A 14,531-nucleotide genomic window follows, 5' to 3' on the forward strand; every position below is an offset into this window, starting at 1 on the left:
GGTCCATTGCCCGCCGGGCCGCATCCTCGCCGCTGGCGACGCCTGGCTGCTGGACGGCCGCACGCTGCGCTTCTTCCGCGAACCACCCGGCCCGGTGCAGGCACGCACCCGCGGCGCCCCCAGCGCCGGCTACCGGGAGCGCCGCAGCGGCTGGATCGACCTGGAACTGCGCACCTGGGCGAAGGACATCGCCAGCGCCGACGCGCTCCTCGCCAGCAGCGTGGCCGCGGTGCTGGCAGCCTTTGCGGAGATCAACGTGATCGAGCTATCCGGCGCCCCGCCGCGCCTCGCGCTACGCCTCGCCAAGCCGCAGGTGAGCCTCGCCAGCATCACCCGCAACCTCGACCCGGCCGCCCCCGGCTGGCAACTGGGCGTAGCCCGCTGCGTGGTGCGGGGCGAACTGGAGCTGGGCCTCACCCTCGGCGCGCCGGAGCCCGAAGGGCGCATCGGCGAGGTGGACGTGCGGCTGCACAAGGCGTGAGGAGCGCCGGCGGCCCTGTAGGTCGGACTTCAGTCCGACAAAACGGCGCCTGACGGGACGCGCGCTGTCGGACTGAAGTCCGACCTACAGGATCGGCTTCGTTTGAATCGCATGAACGTAAAAACGGCGGGCGTTGCCTTCGCAACATCCGCCGTTTCAAATACAACACCCCTGAACGGGGCTGGCAACCTCAGGGCAGCAGGCGATCCAGATCGGCGACGATCCGCTCGGCGGCCTTGCCGTCCCAAAGCAGCGGGCGGCAGCCGTGCTTGCCCTGGCCGGCCAGCACCTTGGCGGCTTCGGCGAGGATGCGCGCCGGATCGGTGCCCACCAGCACGTTACTGCCTTCGTCGATGGTCACCGGGCGCTCGGTGTTCTCGCGCAGGGTGAGGCAGGGGATGCCGAGGGCGGTGGTTTCTTCCTGCAGGCCGCCGCTGTCGGTCATGATCAGCGCGGCGTCCTTCCACAGGTTGAGGAATTCCATGTACGACTGGGGCTTGGTGAGCACCACGTTGGGGCCCAGGTCGAGCCCGAACTTCTCGAGGTTGCCGCGGGTGCGCGGGTGCACCGGGAAGATCAGCGGCAGGTCGGCGGCGATCTGACGCAGGGCGCCGGCGATGCCGCGCAGGTTGGCCTCGTCGTCCACGTTGGACGGGCGGTGCAGCGTGACCACGCCGTACCTGGGGTATTGGGCCTTGATGGCTTCGGTGTCCATGCCCGACTTGTCGGAGGCGTCGAGCTTGTCGCGCTGGAAGAGCAGGTTGTCGACCATCACGTGGCCCACATGGAAGACCACGTCCTTGCCCTTGCCTTCACGCAGCAGGTTATCCACGCCGGCGGGTTCGGTGCAGAAGAACCAGTCGGAGATGCTGTCGGTGACGAGACGGTTGATTTCCTCGGGCATGCGCATGTCGCCGCTACGCAGGCCGGCCTCCACGTGGGCGACCGGAATGTCGAGCTTCTTGGCGTCGATGGAGCAGGCCAGCGTGGAGTTCACATCACCCACCACCAGCACGCAGTCGGGGCGGGCCTTCTGGCAGATCTCCTCGAAGGCCACCATGATCTTGGCGGTTTGCGTGGCGTGGCTGCCGCCGCCGGCTTCCAGGTGGTAATCCGGCTTGGGGATGCCCAGCTCGTCGAAGAAGACGTCGCTCATCTCCCGGTCGTAGTGCTGGCCGGTGTGGATGATCTTGAACTCGAAGCGGTCGGCACGGGCCTGCAGGGCGCGCACGATCGGGGCGATCTTCATGAAATTGGGACGCGCGCCGGCAACGAGGTAGATCAGCGAACGGGACATGCGGGGCTCCACGGGCAGAATGACAGGCGCGCATTATCGCGCGCCCGGCCTGGGCAAGACGAAGAAATAATTGTCAGATTGGCGCAGGCGGCCCCGAAAGCCAGGGCCGGATCAGGCGAAGGTCTCGCACTCGGCGAGCGGCTTGCCGGCCACGTCCTTGGCCGACAGCAGTGGCGCGCCGTCCAGCAGGTGCAGCGGCCACTCGACGCCGACGGTCGGGTCGTTCCAGGCCAGGCTGCGCTCGAACTGCGGGGCGTAGTAGTCGGTGGTCTTGTAGAGGAAATCCGCCGAATCGCTGGTGACCAGGAAACCGTGGGCAAAGCCCGGCGGAATCCAGAACTGGCGGTTGTTCTCTTCAGAGAGCTCCACGCCGACCCACTGGCCGAAGGTGGCCGACGACCTGCGCAGATCCACCGCCACATCGAAGACGCTGCCGCGCACCACGCGCACGAGCTTTCCCTGGGCCTGCTCGATCTGGTAGTGCAGGCCGCGCAGCACGCCCTTGGCAGAGCGGGAGTGGTTGTCCTGCACGAAGTGCACGTCGAGCCCCGTGGCCGCCTGGAAAGCCTTGGCGTTGAAGCTCTCCATGAAGAAGCCGCGGGCGTCGCCGAAGAGCTTGGGTTCGAGGATCAGCAGGTCGGGGATGGCGGTTTGAATGACGTTCATCGGAACTCGCTCGGTTAAAAGACTTTTTCGTCGAGGATGCGCAGCAGGTACTGGCCGTAGCCGTTCTTGGCGAGCGGCGCGGCGAGCTTCTGGAGTTGCTCGGCACCGATCCAGCCGGCGCGCCAGGCGATCTCTTCCGGACACGCGATCTTGAGGCCCTGGCGCTTCTCGATGGTCTGGATGAAGAGGCTGGCTTCGAGCAGGCTCTCGTGGGTGCCGGTGTCGAGCCAGGCGTGGCCGCGGCCCATCACCTGCACATCGAGCGCGCCCCAGTCGAGATACTGGCGGTTCACGTCGGTGATCTCGAGCTCGCCCCGGTCGCTGGGCTTGGTGTTGCGGGCGACGTCCACGACGCGGTTGTCGTAGAAGTACAGGCCGGTGACGGCGTAGCGGCTCTTGGGCTGCTTGGGTTTTTCTTCGAGGCTGACGGCCTGGCCCTTGTCGTCGAACTCGACCACGCCGTAGCGCTCGGGGTCGTGCACCGGGTAGGCGAAGACGGTGGCGCCGTCGGCCCGGGCGCTGGCCGCACGCAGGCCGCTGGCGAAGTCATGGCCGTAGAAGAGGTTGTCGCCCAGCACCAGGGCGCTGGGGTTGTTGCCCACGAAGTCGGCGCCGATGATGAAGGCCTGGGCGAGGCCGTCCGGGCTGGGCTGGACGGCGTACTGCAGGTTGAGGCCCCACTGGCTGCCATCGCCCAGCAGCTGCTCGAAGCGCGGCGTGTCTTGCGGGGTGGAGATGATGAGGATGTCGCGGATGCCCGCCAGCATCAGGGTGCTGAGGGGGTAGTAGATCATCGGCTTGTCGTAAACCGGGATCAGCTGCTTGGAGACGGCCAGCGTGGCCGGGTGCAGCCGGGTGCCGGAGCCACCGGCGAGGATGATGCCCTTTCGGGTAAGGGACGAATGGGAAGTGGGAAGTGGGGGGCTCATTGGGCGCTCCATTTTCGGTAGAGACCCGTCAGCAAGCGGCCAACGTGGTCGGTAAGGTTCAGGATTTCGGTGGTGTCGTCCAGATAGCCAAGCATCCCGGCGATCTGGATCTGCGTGGTGAGTTCGGCAAGCGAGCCGCGGGCAACGGAGATGAAGTGGGCGTACTCCCTGGCACCACTGCGCGCCGACCCTCGGCGAGGTTGCAGGGAATGGAAACGGCGGCGCGGCGCATCTGCTCGGTCAGCCCGAAACGTTCATCGCCGGGGAAGCAGGCCGACAGCCCATAAACCGCCTTCACGAGCAGCATGCCCTGCCGCCACGCGTCCAGCCGTTCGTGCGGTCTCCCGCCCACTTCCCACTCCCCACTGACCATTGCCTCAGAGAATCTCGTTGAGCATCCGCTCGACGCCGCTTTGCCATGGGGGCAGCACGAGGCCGAAGGCCTGCTGGAGCTTGCGGGTGTCGAGGCGGGAGTTGGCCGGGCGCTTGGCGGGGGTCGGGAAGGCGCTGGTGGGCACCGGGCGGATGGCGTCCGGGGCGACCTTGATCGCCACACCGCGGGCGCGGGCGAACTCGATGACGTGGCGGGCGTAGCCGTGCCAGGTGGTCTCGCCGCCGGCGGCGAGGTGGTAGGTGCCGGCGAGATCGGGGCTCACGAGGGTCATCCGGGCGGCGTGGGCGGTGACGTCCGCCAGCAGCTCGGCGCCGGTGGGGGCGCCGTGCTGGTCGTCGATGATGGTGAGGGCGTCGCGCTCCGCGGCGAGCTTGAGCATGGTCTTGGCAAAGTTGCCGCCGCGGGCGGCGTACACCCAGCTGGTGCGGAAGATCAGGTGGCGGCAGCCACTGTCGCGGATCAGCTGTTCGCCCTCGCGCTTGGTGGCGCCGTACACCGACAGCGGGCCGGTGGGCGCGTCCTCGACCCACGGAGCGTTGCCGCTGCCGTCGAAGACGTAGTCGGTGGAGTAATGCACCAGCAGCGCGCCGAGCGCCGCGGCTTCGCGGGCGAGCACGCCGGGGGCGAGCGCGTTGATGGCGCGGGCGAGCTCGGGTTCGCTCTCGGCCTTATCGACGGCGGTGTGGGCGGCGGCATTGACGATGAGGTCCGGGGCCACGTCGCGCACGGTGGCGGCGAGGCTCTCCGGCTGGGCGAAGTCGCCGGAGAGGCCGGGAGCGCCGTCGTGGTCGAGGGCGATGACTTCACCGAGGGGGGCGAGGCTGCGCTGGAGCTCCCAGCCGACCTGGCCGTTCTTGCCGAGGAGAAGGATCTTCATGGGGGTGGGCGTCGGGAAGAGGGAATTGGGGAGTGGGGCGCGACGGGTCTTCCCCGTCGCGCGGGCACAATTCAGCTGCGGCTCTCGTAGTTCTTCTCGACCCACTCGCGGTAGGCGCCGCTTTGCACGTGGGCGACCCATTCCTGGTTGGCGAGATACCACTCGACGGTCTTGCGGATTCCGGTTTCAAAGGTCTCGGCGGGGCGCCAGCCGAGCTCGCGCTCGATCTTGCGGGCATCGATGGCGTAGCGGCGGTCGTGGCCGGGGCGGTCGGTGACGTAGGTGATGAGGCGGCTGTAGCTGCCGGCGGCGTCGGGCTTGAGCTCGTCGAGGAGCGCGCACAGGGTGTGCACGATCTCGATGTTGGGCTTCTCGTTCCAGCCGCCCACGTTGTACACCTCGCCCGGCTTGCCGGTGGCGAGGATGGCGCGGATGGCGCTGCAGTGGTCGGTGACGTACAGCCAGTCGCGGATCTGCTGGCCGTCGCCATACACCGGCAGCGGCTTGCCGGCGAGCGCGTTGGCGATCATCAGCGGGATGAGCTTTTCCGGGAAGTGATACGGGCCGTAGTTGTTGGAGCAGTTGCTGGTGGTGACCGGCAGGCCGTAGGTGTGGTGCCAGGCGCGCACGAGGTGATCCGACGCAGCCTTGCTGGCGGAGTACGGGCTGTTGGGCTCGTAGGTCTTGGTCTCGGTGAAGGCCGGATCGTTGGGGCCGAGGGAACCATAAACCTCGTCGGTGCTCACGTGATGGAAGCGGAAGGCGGCCTTCGCGTCGGCATCGAGCCCCATCCAGTAGCCGCGGGCGGCCTCCAGCAGGGTGAAGGTGCCGTTGACGTTGGTGCGGATGAAATCGCCCGGGCCGTGGATGCTGCGATCCACGTGGCTCTCGGCGGCAAAATGGACGATGGCCCGGGGCTGGTGCTGGGCGAGCAGGCGGTCGATGAGGGCGCGGTCGCAGATGTCGCCCTGCACGAAGAGGTGGCGCGCGTCGCCCTTGAGGGAAGCGAGGTTCTCCAGGTTGCCCGCGTAGGTGAGGGCGTCGAGGTTCACCACCGGCTCGTCGCTCACGCGCAGCCAGTCGAGGACAAAGTTTGCACCGATAAAGCCGGCACCGCCGGTAACGAGAATCATCGAAAATCCTTGGAAAAGCTGATCATGGCGCGAGCGGCCTGGCCACCAGAGGCCGCCAGCCGCGCCGGAAGGTGGGGGATTATGACACTTCAGGCCACGCCGGGTCAGGCTGGACGCGCCTTGAAGGACATCGGCAGGCAGTTTGGGCGCGGGGATCAAACTCCTGCCATCTCGTGCCGTTATAAGCGTCGGAGTGGGTTTTCAAGCGCAATCCGCTGTTTTGGCGCGAGAGAGGCTGGCAGAGCATGATGAAATTCATCGGGGCGGATCCGCAAGGCCTGCTGCGGGAGGTCTTCGTCCCGGCCGTCGTGTCATTGCTGCTGTCGATCACGGTGGGCTGGCTGGCCATCCAGCGGATCGACGAAGCCAACCGGGCCGGGCGGGAAAGCGCCTTCGTCCTCGAGACCAACGAGATCACGCTGAAGATCGAGGAGCGCTTCAAGGCCTATCGGCAGGTACTGCGCGGCGCCCGGGCGCTGTTTGCGGCGTCCCAGGAGGTGACCCGCACCGAATGGCGGGATTACGTCGCCGGGCTGCGCCTTCAGGCCGACTTCGCCGGCATCCAGGGCGTCGGCTTCGCGATGCAGGTGCCGGCGGCGCAACTGGCGAGCCACGAGCAGCGGGTGCGCGCCGAAGGCTTCCCCGATTACCGGATCAGCCCGCCGGGCAGGCGCGACATCTACAGCGCGATCGTCTATCTCGAACCCTTCGACTGGCGCAACCAGCGCGCCTTCGGCTACGACATGTATTCGGAACCGGTGCGCCGCGAGGCGATGGAGCGCGCCCGGCTTCTCGGCGTGCCTGCGCTGTCGGGCAAGGTGCGGCTGGTTCAGGAAACCACCACCGACGTCCAGGCCGGCGTGCTGCTCTATCTGCCGGTGTTCCGCACAGGCGCGCGCCTCGAAACCCCGGCCCAGCGCGCCCAGGCCTTCGTTGGCTGGGTCTATGCCCCATTCCGGCTCGGCGACCTGATCGTCGGCACCCTCGGCGAGTCGACCAGCCGCATCCGCATCTACGACGGCCACGGGGAAGAACCGGCCGCACTGCTCTTCGACAGCGACCCGAAACGCACCGCCGACGGCAAGGGCCTGACGCGCAAGGCGGTGCTCGAACTGGACAACCGGGTATGGACGCTGATCTTCGACGAAGCGCCCCAGCTGGCCCGGGGGCGCGGCAGCGCAACGGCCGAGAAGACCGCCGTGGTGCTGATCGGTGCCCTGTTCGTGCTGCTGGCGGTGTCCTTCACCGCGGCCCGCCAGCACGCCATCGCCCTTGACCGGACCAGCGCCTCCCTGCGCGCCAGCGAAGCCCGCTACAGCGCGCTGGTCAATCTCTCCCACGACGGCATCGCCTCCCTTGACCAGGATCTGCGCTTCACCTTCCTCAACCCGCGCCTCAACACCCTGCTGGGCTACCCGGACGGCTACCTCATCGACCGGCGCCTCGACAGCCTGTGGCCGGCCGCCGATCCGCCCCGCGTGCTGGCGCTGGCCACCCGGCTGCGCCAGGGCAAGGCCGCCACCTACGAGCAGGAGCTACGCCGGGCCGACGGCAGCCTGCTCACCGCCATCGTCACCGATGCGCCGCACCTGGACGCCGCCGGCAACCTGCAGGGTGCCATCCTGACCATCACCGACATCTCCGAACGCAAGGCCTCCGAGCAGCGCATCCACTACCTGGCCACCCACGACGCCCTCACCGGGCTGGCCAACCGGGCCCAGTTCCTCGACCAGATGAACACCAGCCTGCTGCTGGCGATGCGCCACCGCACCCGCTTCGCGCTGCTGTTCCTCGATCTCGACCGCTTCAAGGAGGTGAACGACACCCTCGGTCACGCTGCCGGCGACGCCCTGTTGATCGAAGCCGCGCGCCGCATGCTGCACGCCCTGCGGGCCAGCGACCTGCTCGCCCGCCAGGGGGGCGACGAGTTCATGATCCTGCTCCACGACATCCACGGCCCCGACGAAGCCGAAGCCGTCGCCGACAAGATCCGTCAGGCCGTCAGCCACCCCTTCACCCTTGAAGGCACCGAGCAGCGCATCTCGGTGAGCATCGGCATCGCCCTCTACCCCGGCGACGGCACCGACATCGAAACCCTCACCCGCCACGCCGACGCCGCCATGTACCAGGCCAAGGCCGCGGGACGCAGCAAGACCGACCTTCCTGCCCGCATCCCCCCCGGGAACGCATAGAATCCCGTCATTCACCCACGCGTCCAGTCCAACCGGAGACCCCATGTCCCGCCACACCAAGATCGTCGCCACCCTCGGCCCCGCCTCCTCCGATCTCGCCACCCTCGAGCGCCTGGTTCAATCGGGCGTGGATGTGGTGCGCCTCAACTTCTCCCACGGCACCGCCGAAGACCACATCCGCCGCGCCGGCCAGATCCGCGAGGCCTCGCTGCTCGCCGGCCGCCCGGTGGGCATCCTGGCCGACATGCAGGGCCCCAAGATCCGCGTCGGCAAGTTCGAGGAGGGCAAGATCACCCTCGTCAAGGACGCGCCCTTCATCCTCGACGCCGCCATGACCGGCCTGGGCGACGCCAACCGGGTCGGCCTCGATTACAAGGATCTGCCCCGCGACGTGAAGCCCGGCGACGTGCTGCTGCTCGACGACGGCCGGCTCAAGCTGGGCGTCGAGCGCGTGCTCGGCCACGAGATCCACACCCGCGTGAAGGTCGGCGGCGAGCTCTCCAACAACAAGGGCATCAACCGCCAGGGCGGCGGCCTCACGGCGCCGGCCCTCACCGCCAAGGACATGGACGACATCAAGACCGCCGCCCAGATCGGCGTGGATTTCGTCGCCATCTCCTTCCCCAAGGGCTCGGCCGACATGTACATGGCCCGCCAGCTGCTGCGTGCCGCCGGCAGCAGCGCGGTGCTGATCGCCAAGATCGAACGCACCGAAGCCGTCGCCAACCTCGAGGAGATCCTCGACGCCTCCGACGGCATCATGGTGGCCCGGGGCGACCTGGCCGTCGAAGTGGGCGACGCCGCCGTGCCGGCCCTGCAGAAGCGCATGATCCGGCTCGCCCGGGAGCGCAACAAGCTCACCATCACCGCCACCCAGATGATGGAATCCATGATCCTGAGCCCGGTGCCCACCCGCGCCGAAGTCTCCGACGTGGCCAACGCGGTGCTGGACGGCACCGACGCGGTGATGCTCTCCGCCGAGACCGCCTCCGGCAAGTTCCCCATCGAGGTGGTCGAATCCATGGCGCGCATCTGCCTGGAGGCCGAGAAGTCCGCCGAGGTCACGATGGACCGCGACTTCCTCGACCGCATCTTCACGCGCATCGACCAGTCCATCGCCATGGCCGCCATGTGGACCGCCTACCACCTCAAGGTGAAGGCCATCGCGTCCCTCACGCAAACCGGCTCCACCGCCCTGTGGATGAGCCGCCTCAACAGCGGCGTGCCGATCTACGCCCTCACCCCCGAAACCTCCGCCCGCAACCAGATGACGCTCTACCGCGAGGTCTACCCGCTGCTGATGTCCCAGATCCACGCCGACCGCGACGTGCTGCTGTGGGAAGCCGAGCAGATCCTGCTGGAGCAGGGCGTGGTCACCTACGGCGACCTCATCGTGCTCACCATCGGCGAACCGATCGGCGCTGCCGGCGGCACCAACACCATGAAGATCGTCCGCGTCGGCGACACGCCCAAGCCGGGTATCGTGTAACCGGTAACGCCAACAAGCAAATCTTGCTCCGGCCGGGTTCGCAGTCGGCATGCCGGCACGCTAGAATTCGGTTTTTTACGCCTACACCCGGCCGGGCTCACCGGCCACCGGAGAAAACACATGTCCCTCGTTTCCATGCGTCAGCTTCTCGACCACGCCGCCGAAAACGGCTACGGACTGCCCGCGTTCAACGTCAACAACCTCGAACAAGTCCAGGCCATCATGGAAGCGGCTGCGGAAACCGACAGCCCGGTGATCATGCAGGCCAGCGCCGGCGCCCGCAAATACGCCGGCGAAGCCTTCCTGCGTCACCTGATCGACGCCGCCGTCGAAGCCTACCCGCACATCCCGGTCGTGATGCACCAGGACCACGGCCAGTCCCCCGCCATCTGCATGGGCGCCATCCGCTCCGGCTTCTCGTCGGTGATGATGGACGGATCCCTGATGGAAGACGGCAAGACCCCGTCCTCCTATGAATACAACGTGGACGTCACCCGCCGCGTCGTCGAGATGTCCCACGCCATCGGCGTGAGCGTCGAAGGCGAGCTGGGCTGCCTCGGCTCCCTCGAAACCGGCCAGGCCGGCGAAGAAGACGGCATCGGCGCCGAAGGCACGCTGGATCACTCCCAGATGCTGACCGACCCCGACCAGGCCGCCGACTTCGTCCGCCAGACCAACGTGGACGCCCTGGCCATCGCCATCGGCACCAGCCACGGCGCCTACAAGTTCACCCGCAAGCCCACCGGCGACATCCTCGCCATCGAGCGCATCAAGGAAATCAACGCCCGCATCCCCAACACCCATCTGGTGATGCACGGCTCCTCCTCGGTGCCGCAGGATCTCCTCGAGATCATCCGCGAGTACGGCGGCGACATGAAGGAAACCTACGGCGTGCCGGTCGAAGAGATCGTCCGCGGCATCAAGTACGGCGTGCGCAAGATCAACATCGACACCGACATCCGTCTCGCCATGACCGGCGCGATCCGAAAGTTCTTCGTCGAGAACCCCTCCAAGTTCGACCCGCGCGAGTTCCTCAAGCCGGCCCGCGAGGCCGCCAAGCTGGTCTGCAAGGCCCGCTTCGAAGCCTTCGGCACCGCAGGCAACGCCAGCAAGATCAAGCCGATCAGCCTCGACAAGATCGCCGCAGCCTACAAGAGCGGCGCCCTGAACCAGGTCATCCGCTAAGCCAGGCCGAGCCGGGCACTTCGCCCACCGCCGCGTGTCACACTCAGGGCCGGAGATTTCCGGCCCTGTTTCATTTTCTGGAGACATTCCCCGATGCCCGTGCCCTGGTCCGCCCTGTTCAGCGCCATCCCCTGGACCGACGTCATCGCCAAGGCGCCCGAGCTCGCCCAGGGCGCCCGCAAGCTGTGGCAGAAGGTCGGCAAGCGCGAAGCTACACAGCCCGCCCCGCCCGAAGCCCCTGCCAGCAGCGCGCCGTCCTTCGGCGAACGCATCGACGCCCTCGACGCCCGCCTCGCCGACGTGGGCGCCCGCCAGCAGGAGAGCGCCGAACTCCTCGCCGCCCTCGCCACCCAGAACGCCGAACTCATCCGCGCCACCGAAGAGCTCCGCAGCCGCGTGCGCCAGCTCGGCATCGGCTTCGTGGTGCTCGCCGCCGGCCTCCTCGGCACCCTCGGGCTGCTCCTGATCCGCTGATTATGTTGCACCGCAACAACAAGCTGTGACACCCGCCACGGGCGCGGGTTTCCCCGACCTTGCCAGCCCATCTGCCGTAACGGCAAGATGGCTGCCCGATCACGCCTCGCGGCCCGCGCCGTTCACCTGACACCATGACCCTGCCCGACTACTTCGCCGAGCACGACCTGCGCCAGGCCCTCAACGACGAATTCCACGCCCGCCCGCCGGTGCCGCTGGAAAGCCCGACGCTGATCAGCTACCTCGCCATGCACCACAACGGCGAGCCCGCCGGCGCCGCGCTCGCGCACCTGATCGACCTGGGCACCCGTCTCGGCCAGGCCATCGACGCCGAAGGCAGCCACCGGCTGATCGACTTCGGCACTTTCCAGCTCAAGTGGGAACTCCACAACGAGTTCTCCAGCTACACCTTCTTCCGCCCGGTGGCCCGCGGCGAAGGGCTGGACGGCAGCACCTCGGCCCTCGCCGTGGTGCCCCAGGACTGGCTGCGCCAGATGCCCGGCAAGCTCATCGTCGCCACCCATGTCGAGCTGCGCTCCGCCGCCGAAGTGACGCCCGAGAGCGTGATGGCCAAGCTGTCGCCCACCGGCACCCAGATGGTCGGCGCCAAGGTGGCCGACGGCGCCGCCTGGGTGTTCACAGACTTCCTGTTCGAAGACGGCTTCTCGCGCTTCCTGGTGATCGACGTGTCCCTCACCCGCCGCCAGTCGGGCCGCACCGTGCAGCGCCTCGTCGAGATCGAGACCTACCGCCTGATGGCCCTGCTGGCCTTCCCGGTGGCCAAGGACGTCGGCCGCATGATCGGCACCGCCGAGCAGCGCCTCGCCGATCTCATGGACCGCACCGGCTCCGCCCGCACGCCCGAGGATGAGCGCAGCGTGCTCGCCGACCTCACCACCATGGCCGCCGAGGTCGAGCATTCGGTGGCCCGCACCACCTTCCGCTTCGGCGCCGCCCGGGCCTATCACAGCCTGGTGATGCAGCGCATCGCCGAACTCCGCGAGCAGCGCATCTCCGGCCTGCCGACCTTCCACGAATTCATGGAACGCCGCCTGCTGCCGGCCATGAACACCTGCGTCACCATGGCCCGCCGGCAGGAGGACCTCTCCAGCCGCGTGGCCCGCAACAGCCAGCTCCTGCGCACCCGGGTCGAGGTCGAACTCGAACGCCAGAACCAGGAGCTCCTGGCCCAGATGAACCGCCGCGCCAAGCTCCAGCTGCACCTGCAGGAAACGGTCGAGGGCCTGTCGGTGGTGGCGATCACCTACTACGCCTCTCAGCTCGTCCAGTACCTCGCCAAGGGCGTCAAGCACCAGATCGAGCCGCTGACGCCCGAAGGCCTCACCGCCGCGGCCATCCCGGTCATCGCCCTGATCGTCGCCCTCGGCACCCGCCGCATGCGCAAGCACCTGGCCGAAGCCGAAGCCGAAGCCGGGCACTAGCCCATCACCGCGGAGGGTGTGCGCGTCTCGTCACACCCTCCCCTCACCGCTATAATCTCGTTTTGTCCAACGGACTTTCGACCGTGACCACTCCGCTCTTCGAATCCTCCATCCGCAGCCTGGCCCTCCTGGGCCGCGGCAAGGTGCGCGACATCTACGCCGTCGACGCCGACAAGCTGCTCATCGTCACCTCCGACCGCCTGTCGGCCTTCGACGTGATCCTGCCGGATCCGATTCCGCAAAAGGGCCAAGTGCTCACCGCCATGGCCGGCTTCTGGTTTGCCCGCCTCGGCCACATCGTCCCCAACCAGCTCACCGGCATCGACCCGGAAACCGTGGTCGCCGCCGACGAGCGCGAGCAGGTCCGCGGCCGCGCGCTGGTGGTCAAGCGCCTCACCCCGCTGCCGATCGAGGCCGTCGTGCGTGGCTACGTCATCGGCTCCGGCTGGAAGGACTACCAGGACACCGGCGCCATCTGCGGCATCCAGCTTCCCGCCGGCCTGCAGCAGGCCCAGAAGCTCCCCGCCCCGATCTTCACCCCGGCCAGCAAGGCCGACGTGGGCGATCACGACGAGAACATCAGCTTCGAGCAGGCCCAGGCCCGCACCGACGCCCTCCTCGCCGACGCCCTCAAGGGCACCGGCAAGACCGGCGCCCAGCTCGTCGCCGAAGCCCGTGACGCCGCCATCGCCCTGTACACCCAGGCCGCCGACTACGCCGCCACCCGCGGCATCATCATCGCCGACACCAAGTTCGAGTTCGGCATCGACGCCGCCGGCACCCTGCACCTCATCGACGAAGCCCTGACGCCGGACTCCTCCCGCTTCTGGCCCGCCGACAGCTACGCCGTGGGCATCAGCCCCCCGAGCTACGACAAGCAGTACGTGCGCGATTACCTCGAGACCCTCGACTGGGGCAAGGTCGCCCCCGGCCCCAAGCTGCCCGCCGAAGTCATCGAGCGCACCGCCGCCAAGTACGTGGAAGCCTACGAAAAGCTCACCGGCCAGACCCTCTGACCGGCCGCGTTCTTCCGGCCCCACAAAGCAACAACCCGCCTTCCGGCGGGTTGTTTCGTTTCAAGGGCAGCACGCGCTCAGACCACGTTGAACAAGTCGGTCAGCGCCTTCCGTTCCTCCTCCGACTCGGCCAGCACCTCGGCCAGCCGCACTTCGTCCAGCCCCAGGGTCGCCGCCTTGGCGAGGCCGTGGCGCAGATCCTCGGGCTCCGGCGAGAAGGGGTTGGGCGTCTCGGCGATCAGGTTGGCCACGAAGATCAGATCCGGGATGCAGTCCGGCGGCCACACGCCCCCGTAAAGCTCGGGGTCGTCCACCGCATCCACCAGCTCCTGGGGCATGTTCATCGCCGCCAGCACCGCCCGGCCGATCGGCGCGTGCCACACCCGCACCAGATCCGACAGCGGGCTGTCCTCCTTCAGCATCTCGGGGTATTCCCACACCCGAGCGAGCAGGAAAAACTGGCCGATGTCGTGCACCATGCCAGCGAAGAAAGCCGCATCCCGATCCAGCTTGGTGCATTTGCGCGCCAGCACCGAAGCCGTCGCCGCCACGTCCACGCAGTGCGCCCACAGCTTGCGGATCATCGGCTGGAAAGGCCCCAGCACATCCCGGTGGATCAGCTGTTCGGCCGCCACCGCCATCGCCAGCGCCCGCAGCTTGCCGAAGCCGATGCGCACCAGCGCCTTCGGCACGTCGGTCACCAGCCGGCCGCCCGGGTTGTACCAGGCCGAGTTGGCCAGCGCCACGGTACGCGCCGCCAGCAGCGGCTCGGCCGCCACCATCGATGACATCCGGCCCAGATCCATGTCCGGATCGTCGAGCGCCTCGAGCACCCGCATCGTCACTTCCATTGACGTCGGAAAGCGCAGCTCGCCTTCCTCGAGTTCCTGGGAAATCGTGTGCAGGAAGGCCTGCTCCGTGAGATTCAACGCCTTGTCGGTCACACCGTGCCCCTT

At 67.9% G+C, this 14,531-nt stretch carries 13 protein-coding genes and 1 pseudogene; 7 read left to right on the forward strand and 7 right to left on the reverse strand.

The genetic code is table 11. The annotated features are described in order from the left end of the window. Positions 1–481: hypothetical protein (locus QQK25_RS18255; protein ID WP_284189222.1), on the forward strand; the 481-nt coding region annotated here is incomplete at its 5' end. 190 nt (positions 482–671) lie between these two features. Here the strand turns inward: QQK25_RS18255 and wecB are convergent. From wecB to rfbB, 6 genes and pseudogenes are all read right to left on the reverse strand, one after another. Further along, positions 672–1,778 carry a non-hydrolyzing UDP-N-acetylglucosamine 2-epimerase gene (gene wecB / locus QQK25_RS18260; RefSeq protein ID WP_284189223.1) on the reverse strand — a complete coding sequence of 369 codons (1,107 nt, stop codon included), beginning with the start codon at positions 1,776–1,778 and terminating at the stop codon, positions 672–674. A gap of 111 nt (positions 1,779–1,889) precedes the next feature. Then, on the reverse strand, positions 1,890–2,444 hold the full coding sequence (rfbC, locus tag QQK25_RS18265) for a dTDP-4-dehydrorhamnose 3,5-epimerase (RefSeq protein WP_284189224.1): 555 nt from the start codon (positions 2,442–2,444) through the stop codon (positions 1,890–1,892). Positions 2,445–2,458: 14 nt separating this feature from the next. Continuing rightward, entirely contained in the window at positions 2,459–3,373 is a 915-nt protein-coding gene (rfbA, locus tag QQK25_RS18270) for a glucose-1-phosphate thymidylyltransferase RfbA (RefSeq protein WP_284189225.1), read from the reverse strand. Then, positions 3,370–3,746: pseudogene (locus QQK25_RS23665) on the reverse strand (four helix bundle protein). Before QQK25_RS23665 ends, rfbA begins: the two are co-directional and overlap by 4 nt. Positions 3,747–3,750: 4 nt before the next feature. Continuing rightward, positions 3,751–4,644 (reverse strand): dTDP-4-dehydrorhamnose reductase, encoded by an 894-nt coding sequence (rfbD, locus tag QQK25_RS18285; protein WP_284189226.1) that lies wholly within the window; start codon positions 4,642–4,644, stop codon positions 3,751–3,753. Positions 4,645–4,715: 71 nt separating this feature from the next. Continuing rightward, entirely contained in the window at positions 4,716–5,777 is a 1,062-nt protein-coding gene (rfbB, locus tag QQK25_RS18290; protein ID WP_284189227.1) for a dTDP-glucose 4,6-dehydratase, read from the reverse strand. 245 nt (positions 5,778–6,022) lie between these two features. Here rfbB and QQK25_RS18295 point away from each other — a divergent pair, with 245 nt between their 5' ends. The 6 genes from QQK25_RS18295 (at position 6,023) to QQK25_RS18320 (ending at position 13,575) form a co-directional block, all read left to right on the forward strand. After that, positions 6,023–7,969: a CHASE domain-containing protein gene (locus QQK25_RS18295; protein WP_284189228.1), complete on the forward strand. Its 1,947-nt coding sequence runs from the start codon at positions 6,023–6,025 to the stop codon at positions 7,967–7,969. A 43-nt stretch (positions 7,970–8,012) separates the two neighbouring features. Beyond that, positions 8,013–9,458: a pyruvate kinase gene (gene pyk, locus QQK25_RS18300; RefSeq protein ID WP_284189229.1), complete on the forward strand. Its 1,446-nt coding sequence runs from the start codon at positions 8,013–8,015 to the stop codon at positions 9,456–9,458. Positions 9,459–9,578: 120 nt separating this feature from the next. Continuing rightward, positions 9,579–10,643: a class II fructose-bisphosphate aldolase gene (fba, locus tag QQK25_RS18305; RefSeq protein WP_284189230.1), complete on the forward strand. Its 1,065-nt coding sequence runs from the start codon at positions 9,579–9,581 to the stop codon at positions 10,641–10,643. Between the two features lie 93 nt (positions 10,644–10,736). Beyond that, the gene (locus QQK25_RS18310) at positions 10,737–11,117 is read left to right on the forward strand and encodes a hypothetical protein (RefSeq protein WP_284189231.1); all 381 of its coding nucleotides are present in this window, start codon (positions 10,737–10,739) and stop codon (positions 11,115–11,117) included. A 134-nt stretch (positions 11,118–11,251) separates the two neighbouring features. Beyond that, positions 11,252–12,559 (forward strand): DUF3422 family protein, encoded by a 1,308-nt coding sequence (locus QQK25_RS18315; RefSeq protein ID WP_284189232.1) that lies wholly within the window; start codon positions 11,252–11,254, stop codon positions 12,557–12,559. Positions 12,560–12,642: 83 nt separating this feature from the next. Beyond that, on the forward strand, positions 12,643–13,575 hold the full coding sequence (locus QQK25_RS18320) for a phosphoribosylaminoimidazolesuccinocarboxamide synthase (RefSeq protein WP_284189233.1): 933 nt from the start codon (positions 12,643–12,645) through the stop codon (positions 13,573–13,575). A gap of 77 nt (positions 13,576–13,652) precedes the next feature. Here the strand turns inward: QQK25_RS18320 and QQK25_RS18325 are convergent, their stop codons facing one another. Next, positions 13,653–14,519 (reverse strand): HDOD domain-containing protein, encoded by an 867-nt coding sequence (locus QQK25_RS18325; protein WP_284189234.1) that lies wholly within the window; start codon positions 14,517–14,519, stop codon positions 13,653–13,655. Between the last annotated feature and the right edge of the window lie 12 nt (positions 14,520–14,531).

It is taken from the genome of Zoogloea oryzae (assembly GCF_030161255.1).
In the GTDB taxonomy this organism is placed as follows: domain Bacteria; phylum Pseudomonadota; class Gammaproteobacteria; order Burkholderiales; family Rhodocyclaceae; genus Zoogloea; species Zoogloea oryzae.

Coding starts and splice junctions, on each gene's coding strand:
- QQK25_RS18315 (WP_284189232.1), top strand. CDS start 11,252: ATGACCCTGCCCGACTACTTCGCCGAGCACGACCTGCGCCAGGCCCTC.
- rfbC (WP_284189224.1), bottom strand. CDS start 2,444: ATGAACGTCATTCAAACCGCCATCCCCGACCTGCTGATCCTCGAACCC.
- rfbA (WP_284189225.1), bottom strand. CDS start 3,373: ATGAGCCCCCCACTTCCCACTTCCCATTCGTCCCTTACCCGAAAGGGC.
- QQK25_RS18310 (WP_284189231.1), top strand. CDS start 10,737: ATGCCCGTGCCCTGGTCCGCCCTGTTCAGCGCCATCCCCTGGACCGAC.
- rfbB (WP_284189227.1), bottom strand. CDS start 5,777: ATGATTCTCGTTACCGGCGGTGCCGGCTTTATCGGTGCAAACTTTGTC.
- rfbD (WP_284189226.1), bottom strand. CDS start 4,644: ATGAAGATCCTTCTCCTCGGCAAGAACGGCCAGGTCGGCTGGGAGCTC.
- pyk (WP_284189229.1), top strand. CDS start 8,013: ATGTCCCGCCACACCAAGATCGTCGCCACCCTCGGCCCCGCCTCCTCC.
- QQK25_RS18295 (WP_284189228.1), top strand. CDS start 6,023: ATGATGAAATTCATCGGGGCGGATCCGCAAGGCCTGCTGCGGGAGGTC.
- fba (WP_284189230.1), top strand. CDS start 9,579: ATGTCCCTCGTTTCCATGCGTCAGCTTCTCGACCACGCCGCCGAAAAC.
- wecB (WP_284189223.1), bottom strand. CDS start 1,778: ATGTCCCGTTCGCTGATCTACCTCGTTGCCGGCGCGCGTCCCAATTTC.